Below are 22,290 nucleotides of genomic sequence, written 5' to 3'. Positions count from 1 at the left end.
CGCTGCAGAGTTACGATCGGCCGACCGATCCAGGAGACGACCCGATGCCGAGAACCGCGACGACGGCAGCGCACACGCGACGCCCTTCGAGGTTGCGCAGTCTCGTCCGGCATCCCGCGGTCCGGGGACTGCTCGCTCTCGCCGTCCTCGCCTCCGCCGCCTGGATTCTCCGCGGTCAGCTCCCCGCCCTGTCCACGATCCGCGATGCCGTGCTGGGCGCGCAGGTGCAGTGGGTGATCGGTGCCTTCGCCGTCCAGATGGTCGCGATGCACATGCTGGCCCGCCTGCAGAACGTCGTCGTCTCCGCATTCGGCGGCGAGATGTCGCGACGCCGATCCGAACTGGTCACCTACGCGTCCACCGCCGTGACGCAGGGACTGCCCGCCGGCGGGGCGTTCGCCGCGGGTTACAACTACCGCTGGCTGACCGTCGCGGGCCTGACCCCGGGCAACGCGGTGGTCGCGCTGACCCTGTCGGCGGGGGTGTCGATGCTCGCGCTCGGCGTTGTCTACTCGGCGACCGTCAGTCCACAGGTGGCCTCGTGGGTGGTCGACGATGTGCACAACATCGTCCTCGCGGCGTGCGTCGCCGCCGGGATCGCCGTGGTCGCGGGTGCCGTCGAGGTCGCCCGGCGGCGCGCGCCCGAACCGAACGTCGAGACCCCTCCGTCCGCCGGCTGGAAGACGAAACTCGCGAACACTCTCGCCGAGGTCGCCCACCTTCCGCGGATGGTGTGGCACCGGGCGTTCGCGCTCACCACCGCGAAGTGGATGTTCGACCTGTTGTGCCTGATCGCGGCGTGCCTGGCGGTCGGTATCGAAGCCGGTGTCGCGTCCCTCGCCACCCTGCACGTCGCGACGCAGGTGGCACGGCAGATCCCGCTGACACCGGGCGGTGTCGGCATCGTCGAGGCCGGCCTGGTCGCCGGTCTCGTCGCGCTCGGGTTCGACGCCGGAGCGGCCGCCGCAGCCGTCGCGATCTACCGGCTGTGCACCTACTGGTACCCGCTGGTCGCCGGGGCCGGGAGCATCCCGTTGCTGCGGCACGTCGCCCGGCGCGACGCCGCGCGCACACCCGAGGACGACACCGCGATCGCAGCCGCGTAGGGGAACCGTGCCATCGGGGCTCTGCACTACGGTGTTACCGATGGCTGGAGGAACCTCTTGACCGATACCGGGCCGACACTCTCGCTGCGCTCCCGCAAACGAGCTCGGACGTGGACCGCGATCCACTCCGCGGCGGCCGACGCCGCACTGACCCACGACCGTCTCGCCGACGTGACCATCGAGTCGATCGTCGCGGAAGCGAACGTGTCCGCGCGCACGTTCTTCAACTATTTCGCGTCGAAGGAGGACGCCGTCCTCGGCTTGCGGGCGCCCGCGATCGACGACCGCACCGCGGCGCAGTTCGTCCTCCGTGAAGGCGACGACGCCGTGGAGAAGGTCACGCGGCTGCTGTTCGACGTGCTGCAGAGTTCCGGCCCGAGCTCCGAGCAGCGCGAACGGAACGCGGAACTCACCTGCCGCCACCCGGAACTGGTGCGGCGGCGCATCGCGCACGTCGACGCCGCGCAGTCGCTGGTCTCGGATCTGGTCGCGGAGAAACTCGCCGGGTCCGATCCCGTCACCGACGTGGTCGGGACCCGCGAGGCCGCCCAGATGCTGGTGCTCTCGGCGGGCGCGATCATCCGGTTCGCGATGCGCTCGTCGATCACGGAGCCGGGGGCCGACACCGAGGCGCTCGTCGACCGGGCACTGACGGTGTTCCGGGACGTGACGGGCCGCTGAGCGCATTCAGGACGGGACGGTCGGCCGGTACCGGACCGGACCGAGACCGCGTGCGACGACGACCGAGGTGATCGACGCCGCGGCCATGATCGCCGCGAGCACCACGATCTGGAACCGGCCGGCCTCGAGCGGCGGCAGACCACCGAAGATCGCGCCGACGAAGGCGCCCGGCAGCGTCACCAGGCCGGTGGTCCGGGTCTGATCGGTCGCCGGGATCAGTGCGGCGTGCACGGCGACCCGGGTGAGGTCGGCCGTCGACTGGAGCGGGGTGGCGCCGAGCGCGAGCCATCCCTCGACCTCCTCCCACCGGCTGTCGACGATCTCGAGGAACCGTCGTCCGGCCAGGGCCGCCACGGTCATGGCGTTGCCGATCACGATGCCGCCGATCGCCAGCGCGTAGCGCGGCGACAGTTCGATCGCGCCGGTCACGAAGACGATCGTCAGGGCCGCCCCGGCGCCGGCCAGCACCGCAACCGCAACGATCCCGAGTGTGGCGGTGCCACGTCCGATCCGGCGCGTCGCGGTCCACACTGCGACCGCGAACATGACCGCGAGCACGACCGCGACCCAGCGGCCGTCGGTGATGACGCCGCTGAGCACGAGGCTGACGAGGGCGAGCTGGACGGCACCGCGCGCGATCGCGAGTGCGGGCGCGAACCGGTGCGGCACACCGAAGCCCCACAGCACTGCGGTGGCCACGACGACGAGGGCGATCACACCGGCGAGTCCCTGGGTGAGGAGGTGCAGATCGGCGGTCACCTGTGCAGGCTAGCCACCGCGGGTGCTGCGTCGGTGGACATCCGATTGCGGCGCACGAAAGGATTCATACGGTTAGTTTTTTGCAGTAATGTAAATTTTCATGGCCGAAACGTCGGGCGGCACCACCGCTTCCCAGTCACCCCGCGGGCTGGTGTTCCTGTTCGCCGGACTCATGCTCACGATGCTGCTGGCCTCGCTGAACCAGACCGTGCTCAACCCCGCGCTGCCGACCATCGTCGGCGAACTGCACGGGGCCGACCTGATGCTGTGGGTCATCACCGTCTACATTCTCGCGTCGACGATCACGATGCCCGCGTACGGCAAACTCGGCGACCTGTTCGGTCGGAAACCGTTGCTGCTCAGCGCAATCGGAATTTTCCTCGTCGGCTCTGTCGTGAGCGCGACCGCGGGCGACATCACCTGGCTCATCGTCGGCCGCACGATCCAGGGCGTCGGCGGCGGCGGTCTGATGATCCTGTCGCAGGCCGCGATCGCCGACGTCATCCCCGCGCGCGAACGCGGCCGGTACATGGGCATCATGAGCGGAGTCTTCGCGCTGTCCTCGGTGGCCGGCCCGCTGCTCGGCGGCTGGTTCACCGAGGGACCCGGCTGGCGGTGGGTCTTCTGGGTCACCGTGCCGCTCGGCCTGCTCGCCGCGACCGCGGCGGTGGTGTTCCTGCGCCTGCCCGCACGCACCGGTCCGCGCCCGTCGATCGACGTCGCCGGCATGGCGATCCTGTCCGTCACCACCACCGGCATCGTGCTCGTCGGCACGTGGGGCGGCACGACCTACGCGTGGACCTCCCCGACGATCCTCGGTCTGATCGCCGGCACGATCGCAGCGGCGGCCCTGTTCGTGTTCGTCGAGTCCCGCGCCGCCGAACCCGTACTGCCGCTGCACCTGTTCCGCGACCGCAACTTCGACCTCATCACCGTCTCCGGCCTGCTCGTCAGCGTCGCGCTGTTCGGTGTCGCCGGATACCTGCCCACCTACCTCCAGATGGTCACGGGTGTCAGCGCCACCGTGGCGGGCCTGCTGATGCTGCCGATGATGGGTTCGTTGTTCCTCACCTCCACGCTCGCCGGACGGGTGGTGACGAGCACCGGGCGGTACAAGGCGATCCCGATCGCCGGTTCGGTACTGATCGCGATCGGACTGGTGCTCCTGTCGCAACTGACCGTCACCACCCCGACGTGGGTGCTGGGGTGCTGCATCGCCGTGATCGGAGTCGGCCTGGGCATGACCGGGCAGCTGATGGTGCTCGTCGTCCAGAACTCCTTCCCCATCGAGGAGGTCGGGACCGCCACCGCCGGCAACAACTACTTCCGGCAGATCGGTGCGACGCTGGGCTCGGCCGTCGTCGGCAGCGTCTTCGCCAGCCGGGTGGCCACGCTCATCGCCGAGCGTGCCCCGGCCGGCATCGTCGCCGATTCCCTGACGCCCGAGAGCGTCCGGCAACTGCCCGACGCGGCGCGGCTACCCGTCGTCGAGGCATACAACGACGCGCTCGCACCGATCTACCTGTGGATCAGCCCGCTCGCACTGGTCGCGACGGTGCTGCTGTGTTTCGTCGTGGAGAAACCGCTGGCCACCACCATCGAGCGCCGGCAGGAACTTCCGGTGGAGGCCGCGACCACCGGTTCGTGAGCGGGGCTCGGGTCGCGGCCTACCCGATCACCTGCCCGGAAGCCACTGCAGCGACCGGATGAACGGCGGGATGATCTTCGCCCACAGCTTCGGCGGCAGCCCCCGCGGCCCGCCGAGGTTCAGGATCCGCGTGGTCGCGACCGTCTGCGATTCGGTGTACTTGAGCAGGCCGTCCGCCCCGTGCCGGCGGCCGACACCCGAGATGCCCATGCCGCCCATCGGCGCGTCCGTACTCGCCCAGGCGGGCGCGTAACCCTCGTCGACGTTGACGGTACCGGCGCGGACACGCGACGCGATGGCCTCGCCCTGCGCCTTGGTCGCCGCCCACACCGACGCATTCAGTCCGTACTCGGTGTCGTTGGCGCGGCGGATCGCCTCGTCGACGTTCTCCACCGGATACACCGACACGAGCGGACCGAACGTCTCCTCCCGGTAGCACTCGGCGTCCTCCGGGACGTCGGTGAGCACGGTCGGTTCGTAGAACAGGGGTCCCAGATCGGGGCGGGCCTTGCCACCGGCGACGACGGTCGCGCCCTTGACCACCGCGTCGTCGACGTGGGCCGACACCGTCTTGACCTGTGTCTCGTTGATGAGGCTGCCCATCTCGGTCCCGAACTCGTAACCGGGGCCGAGGGTCATCTTGCGGACGCGGTCGCCGAGCATCCGGGTGAACTCGGGAGCGATCGACTTCTCGACGTAGATGCGTTCGATCGAGATGCACAGCTGACCGGAGTTCGAGAAGCACGCGCGCACGGCGGCGTCGGTGACCTCACGCAGGTTCGCACCGGCGGTGACGATCATGGGGTTCTTGCCGCCGAGTTCGGCGGAGAAACCGATGAGGCGTCGGCCGGCCTGCTCGGCGAGCAGGCGGCCGGTCTGCGACGACCCGGTGAACATCAGGTAGTCGGTGTTCTCGACGAGCGCGGTGCCGACGACCGAGCCGGGACCGGGCACGACGGCGAACAGGTCGCGCGGCAGCCCCGCCTCGTAGAGCAGTTCGACGCACGCCAGCGCGCAGTAGGGAGTCTGGCTGTCCGGCTTGAGGACTACGGCGTTGCCCGCGAGCAGCGCCGGGATCGCGTCGGACACGGCAAGGGTCATCGGGTAGTTCCACGGCGAGATGACCCCGACGACCCCCTTCGGGTGGTGCCGCACGACGGTCTTCGTCAGGCCGGGCAACATGCCGGTGGCACGCCGCGGGCGCAGCAGCTTCTCGGCGGCCCGCGCGTAGTAGCGGGCGGTGATCGCGATGTCCACGACCTCCTCCTGCGCGGACGCGCGGGACTTGCCCGTTTCGGCCTGGGCCATGTCCATCAGTTCCTCGCGCCGGCTCAGCACGAGGTCGCGGTAACGGTGGAAGATCCGCGCGCGGTCGGCGACGGGCCGGGCCGCCCACGCCGCCTGGGCGATTCGGGCACGTTCGATCGCGGCCTTCGCGTCGTCGGCGGTGCCGACCGGAATCGTCGCGATCTCCCGGCCGCTGAATGCCTCCAGGACCGGACGGGTGACCCGTTCCGCGGCGTCGTCGATGGCAATGAGGTCCGCGAGCCGCGTGAATGTCGCAGCGCTGGGAGCAGGCATATCGCACCCCTACCGGTGAGTAGTTTTCCGAGTTGCACCAAACTTAGCGCGCCGGGGTGGTCGCTGTCACAATTCCGCGACAGCGGAGGCCGGCGAGCGCACCGTCACGCCTCCAGTGGTGCGATCGGCACCACGCACCGGCACGGGCCGACAGCGGAAACCCGACCGCCCGTGCGGGCGATCGGGTGGGGTCCGACCTGATACCACTCCGGACGCCTTCGGCGTTCTTCGGGGTGATTGCGAATGTTCGGGCGCGTAAACAGAATTCGGATGTGGTATCCGGTTCGGACACAGCGGCCGCCGGGGCCGCTGTGGCCGAGGCCGGAGATCGAACTCCGCGAGGAAAACCCTCCGATTCCCTCTACCGGAGTCCGATCACAGCACGGTGCCGATGAGGTCCGCGCTTCCGGTCGTCACGGTCTGCAGGAAAACGTCGAAGTTGGCGATGAAGGCGCTCAGGATCTCGGTCATCGTGTTCCTCCTCGTGTCGATTCGAACTCGGTTCGAATTTCTTTCGATCCCAGTACTTCCGGGACATCCAGGTGATTCCCCGGAGGATCGGTACTTAATCTTGAAAACTAAAAAAACCGCTGACCTGTTTCGTCACGTCCGTCGCGGCCGCGAGCCCTGCCGCAATGATCTCGCCGACGGCCCCGGCCCGATCCGGGGTGAGCACTGCCGGCAGCGTCACACGCCACATCTGATCGATCCGTTGTTCCAGATCGGCATGACCGGTGAGCACGTTCGACACCAGATGTGTTCCGATCAACGCCGACACCAGGAACCGGCCGAGCATGTCCGCACCCAGCCGGTCGGCGATCTCCCCGGCCGCCAGGGCCTGCCCGACATGACCCGTAGCCCAACGTATCCACCCCTGCGTCGGGATCGCCTCCCGTCCGAATTCGGGGCCCTCGCTCGCTTCGAGGGACAACCGGATCCCTGCCCGCACGTACGGATCACCGGTGAGAAGCCGAGTCAGCGCGAACGTCGCCCCCACCAGCTTGGTCAACGCCGTGCCGTCGCCGTCGTCGAGCTTCCGCAGAACCGCGACGACCACCGCGCGGTGGCGCTCGACGATCTCGGCGGCCAGCTCCTGTTTCGACGAGAAATGGAAATACAATGCGCCGTTGGTGATTCCGAGTTCATCCCGGATCTCCCCGAGGGTAGCGGCGGCGAAGCCCCGAGCCTCGAACACTCGCGCTGCCGCCAGGCAGATCCGGGCTCGCGTATGGCGGGCGCGCTCCTGGACAACGGCGGGACGCCGCGTCATCGCCGTCACGACGCACCGTCGGTCGACGCACCGAACGTGCGGATCACCATGACATGGCCTCCCATGACGTAGCAGCCCGCCCCCGCGCAGACATGCGCGAGGGCGGCCGAAAAGAACTGTGCTGCATCCGGGGCCGACGCGACAAGCCTCAGGGAACCCCGGCTGGGGATGCTCTGAGAATCTACCAGATCAGCCCTCGGAGTTCCTTCCGACCAGGGAGGGCGAAAGCGGAACGATTCAAGGATCACCTCGGTGAGCGCCCCGCATGCCTTCGCGTTGACCGCCCGGAAGCGAGATCTGCACGAGGACCAGTCTGTCGCCCAGGCTGCCCGGGTACGGCCCTATCAGCAGTTCCGCGGTCCGCCACCCCGATGCGGACCGCAACCGTGCCCACGCAGTGCGAGGAGCGGGCCGCTCCGACCGGAACACCGCGATGGCGTCGGCCAGCACATGCCTGTCATCGGGATGGAGGATATCGTTGCCACCCTTGATGTTCCGCCATTCAACCCAGGGCGGGGCGTCGGGCAGCCACATCGCGAGCACGGCCGGATCGGCAACGAAGACGCCGGTGTACACCCCGGCCGTGCGCAGCACTTCCTGCATCCCGAGTTCCCGCAACGTCGGAACCTCCGGCGCCGCAACGTCGGTCACGTCGTGCCAGAGAAAGCGGACGCCCACGTTCCCGGTGTCGGTGCGCCCTTTGCCCCAGCAGTGCCACCGCATCACCCGCCCATCGGCGTGCAGGACCGACATCGGCGCAGCCCATCTCCGGCCGTGCACCGGATCCAGGGCCAGCTCGAACAGCGAGGCCGACTCGTCGAACTTCACGGCCTTCGCGATGTACTCGGCGGGCGTGCGCTCCGGGACATGATCCTGCGGCAGGACACCGGACATCATCGATGCCTCGACCGTCTGCGCGATCACCATCCGGTCGAGGTGCCATGCGATGCCCGAGACGGTGCGCGGGGGACTCGGTGATCGCCCCGGATCACCGACCCACACCTGAACGCCGTGCACGTCCCCGCCGGGACCGAGCACCGGGACCGTGTCGACATGGAAGGTCCGGCGCGAGCCCGTCCGGGAGCGCAGGTCGATCGCGACGGGGCGGCGGCTCCGGCAGACCTCACGGATCACGGGGAGAATCCGGATGTCGGGAGCCGGCTGCACGTGCCGGTTCACCGACGACCAATCCCGCAGCGCACCGCCGCAGCCGACGACCGACATCTCGTCGTCGATGAGCGTCTCCACGAGATGCCACTGGTTGAGCATCGTCCTCCCGTCCCTGCCCCCATCCGGTTCTCCGCGTCGATCGGGCGTTCGTCGCCCAGTCGAAGAAGATACCGGTTGCCCTGTTTAGCGGGAGACCCGAGTGAGGTCCGCCCGAAGCCCACGGGGTTCGAGTCCGATCGCCTCGGGCTCGAACCTGTACTCGTACCCGACCGGGATCTGCACCCGAGCCGGGGGCACCGTCGCGGACCACACACCCCTTTCGATCACGCTGACGATAATTCTGTTCTGCTGGCGATCCCTTCCCCAAGATGATCACGGGCCGGTTCTTCTCCGTCCGGCCGTCACCGTCGATCGTCCGAAAGAGAAGGCTTCGCATGTCTCGCCTCCGTCGCGCCGGATTCACGGCCGCAGTCGCGCTCGTCCTGACCGCGGTCACCGCCTGTGGATCCGGTTCCTCCGGCGAGTCGCCGTCTCTGGACGGACCGTTGCCGACCGAGGTCCCCGTCGGCACCAAGCTCGTCGTCGCGGACCAGGGCGAGCGTCAGCAGGTCGCACTCGAAGCGTCCGGTCAGCTCGAAAGCCTGCTGTTCGAAACAGAATTCGCGACCTTCCAGGGGGCACCGTCCATCCTGGAGGCGTTCCGCGCCGACGCGGTCGACGTGGCATGGGCCGGCGAGATCATGGCCGTCCAATCGCTCGTCGCCGATGACGACGTGCAGGTGGTCGCCGCGCTCCAGACCGACAACGGCCTCAACCTGGGGATCGCTCCGGGCGCATCCGACATCGGGTCGCTGGCCGACCTGAAGGGACGCCGCATCGGCTACGCCGAAGGCACTTCCCAGCAGGCGTTCGTGCTGCGGGCACTGGACAAGGCCGGATTGTCCGTCGACGACGTACAGCTCACCCCGATGGCGCTGCCCGACTTCCCGGACGCGTTGCGCTCGAACCAGATCGACGCCGCGCCGATGAGCGAGCCGGTGTTCTCCCGTTACATGCAGAACCCGGGCGCCACCGCGCTCTCGCGCGCCGAGACGGCCGACCTCAGCGACGGTCTGTCCTACCTGTACTCGAGCAAGCGCGCCCTGTCCGACCCGGCGACCGCCGCGGCGATCCGCTCCTACGTTGCCTCCTACGTGCGGGCACAGGACTGGATCAACGACAACCGTGACGCCTGGATCGACGCGTACTTCGTCACCAGCCAGGGTCTGACCGCAGCCGACGGTGCCCGCATCCTCGATGCGGCGGGCAAGACCACCTTTCCGCGACTGGACGAGAACCTGGTCGCGACCGAGCAGCACATCGTCGACGTGATCGACGCGGCAGGCGAACTGCCCCGGCCCGTCGAGGCGGCCGACGCCTTCGACCTCCGATTCGACGAGGTCATCGCCACCACGGTCGCCGACATCGGCGCCGGCCACGACCGACCCTGAATCGAGGAAAATTCATGACGAACCGTCAGCTCAACCTCAACGCCTTCATCTACCCGACCGGTCACCACGAAGCGTCGTGGCGCCATCCCGACAGCACTCCCGAACGCATCTACGACGTGCGCTACTACCAGGATCTGGCCCGCACCGCCGAGGCCGCCAAGCTCGACGCCGCGTTCTTCGCCGACGGTCCCGCGTTGCGCACCGAGGTCGAGTACCGACCCGACTACGGGCTCGAGCCGATCACCACACTCGTCGCAATGGCGACGGCCACCACGCATCTCGGTCTGATCGCCACCGCGTCGACCACCTACTACGAGCCCTACAACCTCGCGCGCCTGTTCTCCTCACTCGACCACATCTCGGGTGGCCGGGCCGCATGGAACATCGTCACCACCGCGACCGACGCGGCGGCGGCGAACTTCGGCCTCACCGACCATCCCGATGTGCAACAGCGATACGCCCGCGCCCGCGAGTTCGTCGACGCCGCGGTCAAGCTGTGGGACTCGTGGGAGGACGACGCCGTCGTCATCGACAAGGCGGCCGGCGTCTACGCCGACCCGAGCAAGATCCATCGCATCGACGTGGAGGGTGAATACCTCAGCGTCCGTGGCCCATTCAATTCGGCCCGCTCGCCGCAGGGGCGGCCGGTGCTGGTGCAGGCCGGATCGTCGAACGACGGGCGCGACTTCGCAGCACAGTACGCCGAGGCCATCTTCACCGCCCATCAGCGAATCGAGGACGCCCAGGCGTTCTACGGCGACATCAAATCGCGCGCAACAGACTTCGGCCGCAATCCTGAGCACGTCAAGATCCTTCCCGGTCTGAGCCCGTTCATCGGCGCGACCGAGGCTCAGGCACAAGACCTGCATCGCGAGTTCAACGAACTCACGATCGTCGAATACGGACTCGGCCAGCTCTCGAAGATGGGGCGGATCGACGTCACCGAGCTCGATCTCGACGCCCCGGTTCCCGCCGAACTGTTCGCCGGATCCGGTGACATCACCGACAACAACAACAGCCGCCGGCTGGTGTTCGCGAAGATCGTCGAGAGAGAACAGCCGACTCTGCGTCAGCTGCTGCACAAGCTCGCCGGGGCGCGCGGGCACAACGTCGTCGCCGGTACCGCCGTTCAGATCGCCGACACCATCGAACAGTGGTTCCGCGGGGGCGCCGCGGACGGTTTCAACATCATGCCGCCGCAGTACCCGCAGGGTCTCGAGGCGTTCACCTCGTCGGTGGTGCCGATCCTGCAGGAGCGCGGCCTGTTCCGCACCGAGTACACCGGCACGACCCTGCGCGACCACTACGGCCTGCCGCGTCCGGCGAGCCAGTACGCGCGCGCACTCGACCCCGCCGGCGTCTGACCGGAACCGACGAAAGGACAAGGTCGATGAGCACCTCGGTCGTCCGAACCCGGCGTTTCGGCAGCGGCCTGGCCGGCGACGCCGACACCGACACCGACACCGACCGGAAACCCGAACGGTCCGGCGGGCCGGATCTGCAACCCCGCACCACCCGCAGTCGCCTCGCGCCCGGCAAGCCGATCAGGTTCGGCCTGGCGATCGGACCCGTTCTGCTGCTGGCGGTCTGGACCGTGGCGTCGGCCACCGGGACACTCGACCCGAAGACGCTGTCGGCCCCGTGGACGGTCGTGACCACCGGCTGGGACCTGATCCAGGACGGCCGCCTGCCGAGCAATCTGTGGACGTCCGTGCAGCGCGCGGTGATCGGTGGCGTCATCGGCGTGGTCCTCGGTGTCGTCCTCGCGCTGATCTCCGGCCTGTCCCGGATCGGCGAGGCGCTCGTCGACGGTCCTGTCCAGATCAAACGGTCGATCCCGACCCTCGCGCTGATGCCGCTCGCGATCCTCTGGTTCGGCATCGGTGAGGAGATGAAGATCCTGCTCATCGCACTGTCGGTGTTCGTCCCGATCTACATCAACACGTATGCGGCGCTGCGCGGCATCGACTCCCGCTATGTCGAACTCGCCGAGACGCTGAATCTGTCTCGCGCACAGTTCATCCGGCGCGTCGCACTGCCGGGAGCCCTGCCCGGATTCTTCACCGGCCTGCGCATGGCGGTCACGGTGGCGTGGCTGGCGCTGGTCGTCGTCGAGCAGGTCAACGCGACGAGTGGCATCGGGTTCCTCATGTTCCAGGCCCGCAACTACGGGCTCACCGACATCATCATCGTCGGCCTGGTGGTCTACGCGATCCTCGGGTTCGGCAGCGACCTCGCGGTCCGCACAGTGGAAAGGAAGGCGTTGTCATGGCGCAGGACGATCGGAAGCTGACGGTCCGCACCTCGAACCTCAGCCGCGGGTTCGACGGTCGCGCGGTCCTGCGGAACATCGACCTCCAGATCCGCGCCGGCGAATTCGTCGCCCTCCTCGGGCGCAGCGGGTCCGGCAAGAGCACCCTGCTGCGTGCCCTCGCCGAACTCGACCACGGCGTCCCGGGATCGGGGACGATCGACGTGCCCGAGCGCCGCGCCGTCGTCTTCCAGGATTCGCGGCTGCTGCCGTGGGCCCGGGTGCTCGACAACGTGATCCTCGGCCTCGAGGGCTCCGACGCGGTGGAACGCGGCACCAAGGCACTCGGCGAGGTCGGCCTCGCCGGGCGTGAGACGGCATGGCCGAGCGAACTTTCCGGCGGTGAGCAGCAGCGTGTTTCGCTCGCCCGGTCGCTCGTGCGGGAGCCCGAACTGCTGCTCGCCGACGAACCGTTCGGCGCACTCGACGCGCTGACGAAGATCCGCATGCACGCACTGCTCCAGGAACTCTGCGCCGCCCACAAGCCGGCCGTGCTGCTGGTGACCCACGACGTCGACGAGGCCATCGCCCTCGCCGACCGGGTCATCGTGCTCGACCACGGCGAGCTCTCGGTGGAACTCGACATCGACCTCCCCCACCCGCGCGCCTCGCGGGTTGTGGAGACGGCCGAATACCGGCGCAAGCTGCTGGAGGCGCTGGGAGTCGAGGTCGCAGCGTGACACTCTCGTCGCCGACACGGCCGGCGTAGGACGTCCTGCCCCGCGGAACGCAGCTGCGTTCGAACAAGCCCTACTCGGGAACCGTGTATGTCCCGGGCAAGGCGGGAAGGTCGAGCAGGCGATCGAGCAGGCAGACCGCCTCGATCAGCGCGCGGGCCCGTTCGCCGGGCCCGCTACCGCGTTCGACGATCTCGAGACAGCCGTGCACGCGTCGGGCGTCGCCTTCGAGAGCCTCGACGACCGCCTGCCACACGTACCGTTCGGGTGTCGGCAGATCCTCGATCGGGAGGTGGTCTCCCTCCGGGGTTCGCAGCGTGATCGCATAGCCGGTGGTCCCGTCCACGTCGCCGTCGACGGCTGGCCCCATCTTCTCCGCGATCACGTCGGCGACGGTGTTCACCACCCACTCGAGCACGTCGTCGTACGACGCTTCACCCGGTCTTCGGCCGTACACCAGTGCGGCCGCCTGCTGAGTCAGCGTGACCCGGTCGCCGTCACCGGCGAAGGCAAGCAATCGGCCACCGTGGAGCGCCTCGGGACTCACACTTCGTCGATTCGGTTCCATGCCGGAGGATTCCCCACCACGAGCGGTTCACACCTACCGTCGGATTTTCGTTCGGCCACGAAATCGTTTCATCTCGGTTCACCCGCTCAACCGGCTCGATTCGGGCGAATTTCCGCCGTAGAAGTCGGGGCCGCCCGGCCCGTTGCGCATGCTCGCCTCACTTCCCCGCGGCAGCGCTCAACCGCTGCGCGGCGTCGTAGAGGGAATGGGCGTGTATTTCGAACAGCGCCACAAGATCGACGCTGTCACCACCGATTTCCTTCGCGATGAACAACCCGTCGGCCGCGGCCATCGCATAGACGACCAGCAGAGACAGCGCGTCGTCGGGCAGATCGGGAGCGAGTTCGCGGCCGGCTTCGGCCAAGCGCAGTCGCGCTTGTTCACGCACCTGCAGGAACATGGTGCGTGCGCTCGGTTCGACCGGCCGTCGCTCCAGGGTCAGCATCAGGCCGAGCCGCAGGAAGTCCGGAGAATCCAGCAATGTCTTGGCGACCTGCACTGCCACCGCCCGGATGCGCTCGAGCGGCTCGGTGCCCTCGGGTACCCTCCAGCCCGCCATCCACGTCCCGAAGCTGCGTTCGATCACCGCGGCTATCAGTTCGTCCTTGTCCTTGAAATGCCAGTAGATGGAACTGGCGGGTAGGCCGCTCTTCTTGCTCACCAGCGAAATGCTGGTGCCGTCGTAGCCGCGCTCGGTGGCCACCTCCACGGCGGCATCCAGGATCCGGCGGCGCGATTCCTCACCGTTCGCGCGGCGTTGTCGCGTCTTCCTCTGCTCGGCCACCGTTCACTCCTCGGGTCGCTCGCCGAGTCCATTGACTCGTTCCGCCCATCATTTTACTGTAGTGATCGATACAGGAACAGTACTCCTGGTTCGACAGCCGCCTTCCCCCCGTCCTGCGGCCCCGATTTTCTGCCTGACGAGAGGTCTCGACGTGACCGACATCCCGCACTACGACGTTGCCGTGATCGGCTACGGCCCGACCGGCGTGACCGCCGCAAACCTTCTCGGCCAGGCTGGACTGAAGGTTGTTGTCGTCGAAAGGAACCCGGATATCTACGGTCGGGCACGCGCCATTTCGACCGACGAGGAAGTGTTGCGGATCTGGCAGCAGGTCGGCCTTGCCGACCGGTTGGACCGGGACATGCTCCCCGGCGGGAACGTCGCGTTCGTCGACGCCGCGGGCGAACCGATCGTCGAGATCGCGGCCGTGTCCCACGGATCCGGGCATCACCCCCAGCAGTTCATCTATCAGCCCGCGCTCGAGAAGGTGCTGCGCGAGGGGGTGAACCGCTTCCCCGACGTCGAGGTTCTGCTCGAACACGAGTGCCTGAGGGTGCTGCAGGACGCGGATGGCGCCGAGCTGATGTTGGCCGACCTGCGCGCGGACGCGTTCCGGCGAGTGCGGGCGTCCTATGTGATCGCCGCGGATGGGGGTTCGAGCCCCACCCGCGCCCAGCTCGGTATCGGTTACGAGGGTACGACCTACGCCGAACGATGGGTGGTCATCGACACGAAAGTGCTCGAGGAATGGCCCGGACACGACCGTCTGCGGTTCCACTGCAACCCTTCTCGTCCCACCGTGGACTGTCCCACCCCGCTCGGGCATCACCGGTGGGAGTTCCCCGTCCGCGACGACGAGGACGAGAAGGAACTGGTCGCCGAGGCAGCGATCCGGAAGGTGCTGGCCGATCAGGGCGTCACCGACACCCAGGTGAAAATCCTGCGTGCGGTCGTGTACAGCCACCACGTGCGCTTCGCCGATCGTTGGCGTGTGGGCCGGATCTTCCTCGCCGGCGACGCCGCACACGCGATGCCACCGTGGATCGGTCAGGGCATGTCCGCCGGGGTACGCGATGTGGCCAACCTGTGCTGGAAACTCACCGCAGTGCTCGGCGGCACGCTGCCCGAGTCGATTCTCGACACCTACCAGCAGGAACGCCTCCCGCACGTGCGGGAGGTGACCAACCGGGCCGTCAAGGTCGGCAAGATCATCACGCAGCGCAACCCCGCGCTCGCGGCGGTGCGGAACCGGTTCTTCCGGGCCGTCCTGCGAGTGCCCGGTACCGCCGAATGGCTTCGGGACAACCGCTGGATTCCGGACGCCTTCTATCCACAGGGCCTGTTGTCGACCTCGAAGGCGGTCGAATCGGGCCCGATCGGCTGGTTGATTCCACAGCCGTGGGTCCTGGACGAGCAGGGCAACCGCCGCCGCCTCGACGATGTACTCGGCGGGCGGTGGACCATCGTCCACCTGGGCGCTGCGGACTCGTGGCCCGGGTGGCGCACCGTTTGTGTGCCGGCCGTGCGCCTCACCAGGAGCGGCGTCCCCGCGCCCGGCACCATCGCCGACCTGGACGGTTCCCTGATGCGCTGGATGCGCGACAGGGGTGTCACCGCACTGGCACTTCGGCCGGACGGTGTCGTCTACGCGGCCGCCGGCGCAGCCGGCAGCCTCGCACCACCGCCGCCAGGAATGAAACCCACTTGCGCACTGGAGCTTCCAGAAGAAAGGGAAACCTTCGCATGACCCCTGCAGCACTGACCGAACGGACCGTGACCGTCGGCGGCAAGGACATCCACGTCACCGAGGCCGGGGAAGGCCCGCCGGTGCTGCTGTTGCACGGCGGCGGCCCCGGAGCGTCCGGTGTGTCCAACTATTCCCGCAACATCGACGCCCTCGCCGACCACTTCCGGGTGATCGTGCCGGACCTTCCCGGGTACGGACGGTCGAGCAAAGGCGTCGACCGGGCCGATCCGTTCGGCTGTCTGGCCGACAACATCTGCGGCGTGCTCGACCGTCTGGAACTCGACCGCGCCCACCTGGTGGGCAATTCCTACGGGGGTGCCTGCGCGCTGCGCATGGCGCTCGACACCCCCGAGCGCGTCGACAGGATGGTCCTCATGGGCCCCGGTGGCATCGGCACCACCCGCGGCCTGCCCACCCCGGGCCTGCAGTCCCTCCTGTCGTACTACACCGGCGACGGTCCTTCGCGCGACAAACTCGACACCTTCATCCGCAAGTACCTCGTGTTCGACGGCACCGCGATCCCTGCCGACGTGATCGACGAACGCTACCGATCGAGCATCGATCCGGAGGTCGTCGCGGACCCACCCCTGCGTCGTCCCTCCGGTCCCGGTGCTCTGCGCACCTTGTGGCGCATGGACTTCACCCGCGACCGGCGCCTGCGCAGGCTCGCCACCCCGACCCTCGTGATCTGGGGAGCCGACGACAAGGTCAACCGTCCCAGCGGTGGCCGGATGCTGGCCGACACCATGCCCAACTGCGATCTGCTGCTGACCGCGAACACCGGTCATTGGGTGCAATGGGAACGTGCCGGCTTCTTCAATGCCGTCACCACCACCTTCCTCACCGGGAAACCATGATGGGCGCCACCACATCACTTTTCGGCGCCGTTCATCTCGGTTTCATCGTCATCGAGACCGAGAAGTTCACCGACTGGCATCGTTTCGGCCGCGACGCGATCGGCCTGCATGTGGATCGTCTGTCGAACCGGGACATGCGTTTTCGCCTCGACGACCATCAATGCCGGTTCCTGCTGCAGCGCGGCGACGCCGAGGATGTCACCGCCTTCGGCTGGGAGATCGACGATCACGAGTCGTTCGACCGGATCGTGGCCCGGGTGCGCGACCGCGGTGTGCCCGTCACCGAGGGAACCGAGGAGGATGCTGCCCGCCGGGGCGTCGAACGCCTGCTCCGCTTCCCCGGCCCCAAAGGCATCGATCAGGAGATCTTCACCCGGGCTCATCTCACTCCCGCCCCGCTGGTGATGAGCAGCGACGGATTCGTCACCGGCGCTTCGGGAATGGGACACGTCGCGATCACCTCGACGCAGCCGAGCAAGATCCAGGGCTACTACGACACCGTCTTCGACGCCCGCCTGTCGGACTACATCGACGAAACCATCAGCGGCGTGAAACTGAAGATCCGCTTCCTCCGCGTCAACGAACGCCATCATTCCGTGGCCGTCGCGGCCGTGCGCGGCCTGCCAGTCGACCCGATCCGCACCCGCATCCAGCACCTGAACATCCAGGTCGCCGAACTCGACGATATGACCCGGTCCTATCGGAGAGTCAAGGAACTCGGCTTCCGCATGGCGCTCGGAGTCGGCCAGCACACCAACGACCGCGAACTGTCCTACTATGCGCTCACTCCGTCCGGTTTCGAGTGGGAGGTCGGCTGGAACCCCATCGTGGTCGACGAATCCACGTGGGAGCCCACCACGCACCGCGGCATCAGCATCTGGGGCCACACCCCCGAGGGACAGACGATCATCGACAAACTCACACAGTTCAAGACCGCCGCGCGGTCTCTGCGGCACCCCGAGAAGACGATCCCGGCACTCAGCGGGACCGGCACCGCAGACCGCCGATAGTTGCCCACCCCTTCCGGATTCACATCCGCGAAGGAACCCGTGTCCACAGGAGAACGCATGGCATCCGAGAGAACCGAGAGTCCGGGAACATTGGTCAACCGCCGAGCACTGTTGCGCACCACCGCAGTCGCCGCGGCAGGCGCAGGTGCCCTGCTCGCCGACACGCCTGTCGCCGCAGGACTTCCGTCGCGGCAGCAGAGCGATCCGCTCCCGTCGGCGCCGTACCGTATCGATCTGCACGCTCACTTCCTGCCGCCGGACTACCGCGCGGCGTTGCTGTCCCACGGACACCTGACGATCGGCGGCTATCCGACGCCCCAGTGGTCACCCGAGGCAACGCTCGACTTCATGGGCCGCTACGGCATCGCCGCACAGGTGCTGTCCGTCTCCGACCCGGGTGTCGATTTCCTCCCGCCCGCGGAAGCGATCGAGATGGCGCGTTACTGCAACACCTACGCCGCCGACCTTTTTCGCACTCACCGAGAGCGGTTCGGCGGACTCGCAGTGTTGCCCATGCACGACGTCGGCGCCGCACTCGCCGAAGTGGAACACGCGCTCGACCACCTTCGGCTCGACGGCGTTGTGTTGTTGTCCGCCTACAACGGTGCCTATCTCGGTGACCCGCGGTTCGAGCCGTTGATGCGTGCGCTCGACGCCCGTTCCGCGTACGTCTTCGTGCACCCGGCCGCGATACCCGACGATGCCAAGCCGAGTCTGCCCCTGCCGGATTTCCTGGAGGAGTTCACCTTCGACACGACCCGCGCAGCCAGCCTGCTCATCGCCGGTGGCACTCTCGCCCGCTACCCGAACATCCGGTTCCAGCTCGCCCATGCCGGCGGCACGGTCCCGTTCCTGGCGTATCGCCTGGGCATCGTGTCCCGGACGCCCATCGGCGAGAAGTGGCCCGATGCCGTGCCGCGCCCCTCTGCGCTCGATGTTTCGCGCCACATCCGCGGCTTCTTCTACGACACCGCTCTGAGCCCGGCTCCGTCGGCGATGCGTAGCGTCCTCGCCGTCACCGAACTCGATCACATCGTGTTCGGCAGCGACTGGCCGTTCAGCGCTCTGGCGCTGTCCGGCTCCGGCGATCCGCAACCGGAGCTGAGCGAAACATTCGACGTCTCTGCCCGCATCAGGATCGAACGCGACAACAGCCTTCGGGAGCTTCCACGCCTGGCATCGGTCGTGGCGCCCCTGTGATTCCCCAGACCCTGTGAACCCCTGACACCTCGAGTCTCCTCGACGATCACGCACACGGACATTTCCGGATCCGGACGCTGCCCCTCACCTGTCCTCTGGAGACACCCGGAGACGGGGGATGGGATTGGCAGGATTCGGACGATACATGTCGTTTCCGCCACTCACGCGGAAGATCGGTAGCAGCGACAATGATCGGCGTGACGATCGAGACCGCCGCCCCGCGCCCGACCACCCACCGGATCCACTTCGCCTGGGTGGTCGCGACAGTCGCGTTCCTCGCGCTCGTCGGAGCCGCCGCGTTCCGTGCGGCGCCGTCCGTTCTCATCGAACCCCTACACGAGGATTTCGGCTGGTCACGGGCGAGCATCTCGGCGGCCGTGTCCATCAACCTGGTGCTCTACGGGCTCACCGCTCCGTTCGCGGCGGCCCTCATGGAACGCTTCGGGATGCGCACGGTCGTCACCGCCGCGCTCGGGCTCGTCGCCGCCGGCAGCGGGCTGACGGTGTTCATGACCGCGACGTGGCAGCTGATCCTGCTGTGGGGCGTGCTGGTCGGGCTCGGCACCGGCTCGATGGCCCTCGCGTTCGTCGCGACCGTCACCGACCGCTGGTTCGTCGCCCGGCGCGGCCTGGTCACCGGCATCCTCACCGCCGCGAGCGCGGCCGGTCAGCTCGTGTTCCTTCCGGTGTTGGCGCTGCTCGCCGAGAAGTACAACTGGCAGGCGGTCGCGTTGACGGTGGCGTTCGCGTCGCTGGCCGTCGTACCGCTCGTGATGCTGTTCCTGCGCGAGCGTCCCGAGGACGTGGGCACCGTCCCCTACGGCGCCGGACCCGACCACCGGCCCGCCGAACCGAGCACCGGCAACGCCGGACTGCGCGCCCTGCGTGTCCTCGCGGCCGCCGCACGCACCCGCGTCTTCTGGCTTCTTGCAGGCACATTCGCGATCTGTGGTGCCAGCACCAACGGACTCGTCGGCACGCACTTCGTGCCCGCAGCCCACGACCACGGCATGCCCATGACCGCCGCGGCGAGCCTGCTCGCGGTGATCGGCATCTTCGACGTCGTCGGCACCATCGCGTCCGGCTGGTTCACCGACCGGTTCGACGCGCGCCGCCTGCTCGGCATCTACTACCTGCTGCGCGGCATCTCGCTGCTGGTGCTGCCGCTGCTGTTCGCGAACACCGTGCACCCGCCGATGATCGCGTTCATCGTCTTCTACGGTCTCGACTGGGTCGCGACGGTCCCGCCCACGGTGGCGCTGTGCCGGCGGCACTTCGGACCGGATGCACCGATCGTGTTCGGCTGGGTGCTGGCCTCGCACCAGATCGGCGCCGGTCTCGTGGCGTTCCTGGCGGGGCTCGTGCGCGACCGGCTCGGCGGTTACGACGCCGCCTTCTACGTCGCCGGCGCTCTGTGCGCGGTCGCCGCGTTCATGGCACTCGCCATCGGCCGCGATCCGGCAACACCCGCCGAACGAACAGACAGCCGCGCGTGACCTGCAGCGCGCGACCGTGTGCCCGCCGCGCGGACCGGGTTGACGGAAGCGGGGACGAGGCCGAACCCGGGTTTCTAGACTTGAGCGCATGGCTGACCTGAGGAAATCCGACGAGCCCGTCGACTTCTCCAAGATCGAGCACCGGTCCCCCTCTCTGGCCCGACTGTTCGTCGACCGCGTCACCAGCAACCCGGACGACGAGGCGTTCCGCTTCCCGGACGGAACGGGCGGCTGGGCGAGTGTCACGTGGGAACAGACCGGCGACCGCGTGCGTCTCATCGCCGGTGGCCTGATCGCCCTGGGAATCGAGCCGGAGGATCGGGTCGCGCTCGCGTCGTCGACCCGGTACGAATGGGTGCTCGCCGACTTCGGCACGATGTGCGCCGGTGGCGCGACCACCACGGTGTACCCGACGACGAACGCCACCGACGTGGCGTTCATCGTCGCGAACTCCGGCAGCCGCGTGGTCATCGCGGAGGACCAGGAGCAGGTCGGCAAGCTCGCCGCGCACCGCAACGAGCTGCCCGACGTGCGCAAGGTGGTGGTCATCGACGGGCCGGGTGACGGCGACTGGGTGATCGGCCTGTCCGAACTCGAAGACCTCGGCCGGAAACTGCTCGAGGAGCAGCACAGTGCCGTACTCGATCGCATCCACGGCATCAGGCCCGAGCATCTGGCGACGCTCATCTACACGTCCGGGACCACCGGCAAACCGAAGGGCGTCCGGCTGCCGCATTCGGCGTGGACGTACACCGCGTCCGCGGTCGACGCGCTGGGCATCCTGCATCCCGACGACCTTCAGTATCTGTGGCTGCCGCTGTCTCATGTCTTCGGCAAGGTGCTGCTCTCCGTGCCGATCCAGATCGGGTTCCCGACCGTCGTGGACGGCCGCGTCGACAAGATCGTCGAGAACCTCGCGGTGGTTCGGCCGACGTTCATGGGTGCCGCGCCGCGGATCTTCGAGAAGGCCCACGCCCGCATCAACGGAATGATGGAGGAAGAGGGCGGCGCCAAGAAGAAGATCTTCGACTGGGCGATCGGTGTCGGGCTGCGGGTGTCGAAGGCCCGCCAGGCCGGACGATCGCCGTCGCCGTTGGATTCGGTGCAGTACAAGCTCGCCGACAAGCTCGTCTTCTCGACCATCCGGGAACGCTTCGGCGGCCGGTTGCGCTTCTTCGTCTCCGGCTCGGCCCCGCTCGACCACGACGTCGCGCAGTGGTTCGACGCGGTCGGCATCAAGGTTCTCGAGGGCTACGGCCTGTCGGAGACGTCCGCCGCGTCGTTCCTCAACCGCCCGGGCGCATACCGGTTCGGAACCGTCGGCTGGCCGTTCCCCGGCACCGAGGTGGAGATCGCCGAGGACGGCGAGATCCTCATCAAGGGCCCGGGCGTGATGAGCGGCTACCACGACCGTCCCGATGCGGACGCCGAAGCGTTCGACGACGCCGGCTGGTTCCACACCGGCGACATCGGATCGATCGACGACGATGGTTTCCTGCGCATCACCGACCGCAAGAAGGACATGTTCAAGACGTCGCAGGGCAAGTACGTCGCACCGTCCGCGGTCGCGGCGACGTTCAAGGGCATCTGTCCGTACGCGGCCGAGATCGTCGTGCACGGCGAGGGCAAACCGTACTGTGTGGCACTCATCGGGCTCGATGCCGAGGCGATCGGCGAATGGGCGGTCAAGAACGACCTCGACGGGCAGTCGTTCGCGGAGATCGCGCGGCACGAGAAGACCGAGTCGCTGATCGCCGCCTACGTCGACGAACTCAACGCCCAGCTCAACCGGTGGGAACAGGTCAAGAAGTTCACGATCCTGGAGCGGGAACTGACGGTCGAGGCGGGGGATCTGACCCCGAGCATGAAGTTGCGGCGCAAGGTGGTGGTCACCAACTTCGCGGACAGCATCTCCGGCCTGTACGGATAGGCCAC

Annotated in this window: 19 protein-coding genes; 13 read left to right on the top strand and 6 right to left on the bottom strand. The window is 68.0% G+C overall.

Going from position 1 to position 22,290, the window contains the following annotated elements:
- Positions 1-44: 44 nt before the first annotated feature.
- Positions 45-1,106, top strand: coding sequence for a lysylphosphatidylglycerol synthase transmembrane domain-containing protein (locus tag A8G15_RS21450; RefSeq protein ID WP_082900065.1), 1,062 nt, complete (start codon positions 45-47; stop codon positions 1,104-1,106).
- A gap of 57 nt (positions 1,107-1,163) precedes the next feature.
- Positions 1,164-1,787, top strand: coding sequence for a TetR/AcrR family transcriptional regulator (locus A8G15_RS21445; protein ID WP_068164222.1), 624 nt, complete (start codon positions 1,164-1,166; stop codon positions 1,785-1,787).
- A 6-nt stretch (positions 1,788-1,793) separates the two neighbouring features.
- Here the strand turns inward: A8G15_RS21445 and A8G15_RS21440 are convergent, their stop codons facing one another.
- Entirely contained in the window at positions 1,794-2,546 is a 753-nt protein-coding gene (locus A8G15_RS21440) for an ABC transporter permease (RefSeq protein WP_068164219.1), read from the bottom strand.
- A 100-nt stretch (positions 2,547-2,646) separates the two neighbouring features.
- On the opposite strand from A8G15_RS21440, the gene A8G15_RS21435 reads away from it, so the two are divergent.
- On the top strand, positions 2,647-4,194 hold the full coding sequence (locus A8G15_RS21435) for an MDR family MFS transporter (RefSeq protein ID WP_068164216.1): 1,548 nt from the start codon (positions 2,647-2,649) through the stop codon (positions 4,192-4,194).
- A 27-nt stretch (positions 4,195-4,221) separates the two neighbouring features.
- Here the strand turns inward: A8G15_RS21435 and A8G15_RS21430 are convergent, their stop codons facing one another.
- The 3 genes from A8G15_RS21430 to A8G15_RS21420 form a co-directional block, all read right to left on the bottom strand.
- Positions 4,222-5,775 (bottom strand): succinic semialdehyde dehydrogenase, encoded by a 1,554-nt coding sequence (locus A8G15_RS21430; RefSeq protein ID WP_068164215.1) that lies wholly within the window; start codon positions 5,773-5,775, stop codon positions 4,222-4,224.
- A 565-nt stretch (positions 5,776-6,340) separates the two neighbouring features.
- Entirely contained in the window at positions 6,341-7,045 is a 705-nt protein-coding gene (locus tag A8G15_RS21425) for a ScbR family autoregulator-binding transcription factor (protein ID WP_082900063.1), read from the bottom strand.
- Between the two features lie 237 nt (positions 7,046-7,282).
- Positions 7,283-8,314 carry a GAF domain-containing protein gene (locus tag A8G15_RS21420; protein ID WP_068164213.1) on the bottom strand — a complete coding sequence of 344 codons (1,032 nt, stop codon included), beginning with the start codon at positions 8,312-8,314 and terminating at the stop codon, positions 7,283-7,285.
- A gap of 335 nt (positions 8,315-8,649) precedes the next feature.
- Here A8G15_RS21420 and A8G15_RS21415 point away from each other — a divergent pair, with 335 nt between their 5' ends.
- Genes A8G15_RS21415 through A8G15_RS21400 form a run of 4 tightly spaced genes read left to right on the top strand, consistent with a single transcriptional unit; the run spans position 8,650 to position 12,696 of the window.
- A complete protein-coding gene (locus tag A8G15_RS21415) occupies positions 8,650-9,705 on the top strand; it encodes an ABC transporter substrate-binding protein (RefSeq protein ID WP_068164212.1) in 1,056 nt (351 codons plus the stop codon).
- A 14-nt stretch (positions 9,706-9,719) separates the two neighbouring features.
- Positions 9,720-11,069, top strand: a complete 1,350-nt coding sequence (locus A8G15_RS21410) for an LLM class flavin-dependent oxidoreductase (RefSeq protein ID WP_068164211.1) — start codon at positions 9,720-9,722, stop codon at positions 11,067-11,069.
- Between the two features lie 26 nt (positions 11,070-11,095).
- Positions 11,096-11,998 carry an ABC transporter permease gene (locus A8G15_RS21405; RefSeq protein WP_068164210.1) on the top strand — a complete coding sequence of 301 codons (903 nt, stop codon included), beginning with the start codon at positions 11,096-11,098 and terminating at the stop codon, positions 11,996-11,998.
- Complete coding sequence (locus A8G15_RS21400; protein WP_068164209.1) at positions 11,974-12,696, top strand: ABC transporter ATP-binding protein; 723 nt, start codon at positions 11,974-11,976, stop codon at positions 12,694-12,696. The genes A8G15_RS21405 and A8G15_RS21400 overlap by 25 nt, the downstream gene beginning before the upstream one ends.
- 70 nt (positions 12,697-12,766) lie before the next feature.
- Here A8G15_RS21400 and A8G15_RS21395 read toward each other — a convergent pair whose 3' ends face one another.
- Together A8G15_RS21395 and A8G15_RS21390 are read right to left on the bottom strand one after the other, a co-directional pair.
- Positions 12,767-13,210: a hypothetical protein gene (locus tag A8G15_RS21395; RefSeq protein WP_156665504.1), complete on the bottom strand. Its 444-nt coding sequence runs from the start codon at positions 13,208-13,210 to the stop codon at positions 12,767-12,769.
- A gap of 208 nt (positions 13,211-13,418) precedes the next feature.
- Positions 13,419-14,045, bottom strand: a complete 627-nt coding sequence (locus tag A8G15_RS21390; protein WP_068164207.1) for a TetR/AcrR family transcriptional regulator — start codon at positions 14,043-14,045, stop codon at positions 13,419-13,421.
- A 151-nt stretch (positions 14,046-14,196) separates the two neighbouring features.
- On the opposite strand from A8G15_RS21390, the gene A8G15_RS21385 reads away from it, so the two are divergent.
- The 6 genes from A8G15_RS21385 to A8G15_RS21360 all read left to right on the top strand — a co-directional run bounded on the left by A8G15_RS21385 (position 14,197) and on the right by A8G15_RS21360 (position 22,285).
- Positions 14,197-15,792 (top strand): bifunctional 3-(3-hydroxy-phenyl)propionate/3-hydroxycinnamic acid hydroxylase, encoded by a 1,596-nt coding sequence (locus tag A8G15_RS21385; RefSeq protein ID WP_068164206.1) that lies wholly within the window; start codon positions 14,197-14,199, stop codon positions 15,790-15,792.
- A complete protein-coding gene (locus tag A8G15_RS21380) occupies positions 15,789-16,649 on the top strand; it encodes an alpha/beta fold hydrolase (RefSeq protein WP_068164205.1) in 861 nt (286 codons plus the stop codon). Before A8G15_RS21385 ends, A8G15_RS21380 begins: the two co-directional genes overlap by 4 nt.
- On the top strand, positions 16,649-17,659 hold the full coding sequence (locus A8G15_RS21375; RefSeq protein ID WP_068164204.1) for a VOC family protein: 1,011 nt from the start codon (positions 16,649-16,651) through the stop codon (positions 17,657-17,659). The genes A8G15_RS21380 and A8G15_RS21375 overlap by 1 nt, the downstream gene beginning before the upstream one ends.
- A gap of 57 nt (positions 17,660-17,716) precedes the next feature.
- The gene (locus tag A8G15_RS21370; protein WP_082900061.1) at positions 17,717-18,859 is read left to right on the top strand and encodes an amidohydrolase family protein; all 1,143 of its coding nucleotides are present in this window, start codon (positions 17,717-17,719) and stop codon (positions 18,857-18,859) included.
- A gap of 197 nt (positions 18,860-19,056) precedes the next feature.
- Positions 19,057-20,355, top strand: a complete 1,299-nt coding sequence (locus A8G15_RS21365; RefSeq protein ID WP_425415114.1) for an MFS transporter — start codon at positions 19,057-19,059, stop codon at positions 20,353-20,355.
- 88 nt (positions 20,356-20,443) lie between these two features.
- Positions 20,444-22,285, top strand: coding sequence for an AMP-dependent synthetase/ligase (locus tag A8G15_RS21360; RefSeq protein WP_068164202.1), 1,842 nt, complete (start codon positions 20,444-20,446; stop codon positions 22,283-22,285).
- The last annotated feature ends 5 nt before the right edge of the window (positions 22,286-22,290 follow it).

This window comes from Rhodococcus phenolicus, from assembly GCF_001646785.1.
Lineage (GTDB): Bacteria > Actinomycetota > Actinomycetes > Mycobacteriales > Mycobacteriaceae > Rhodococcus > Rhodococcus phenolicus.
This window is presented reverse-complemented; position numbering and strand designations above follow the sequence as displayed.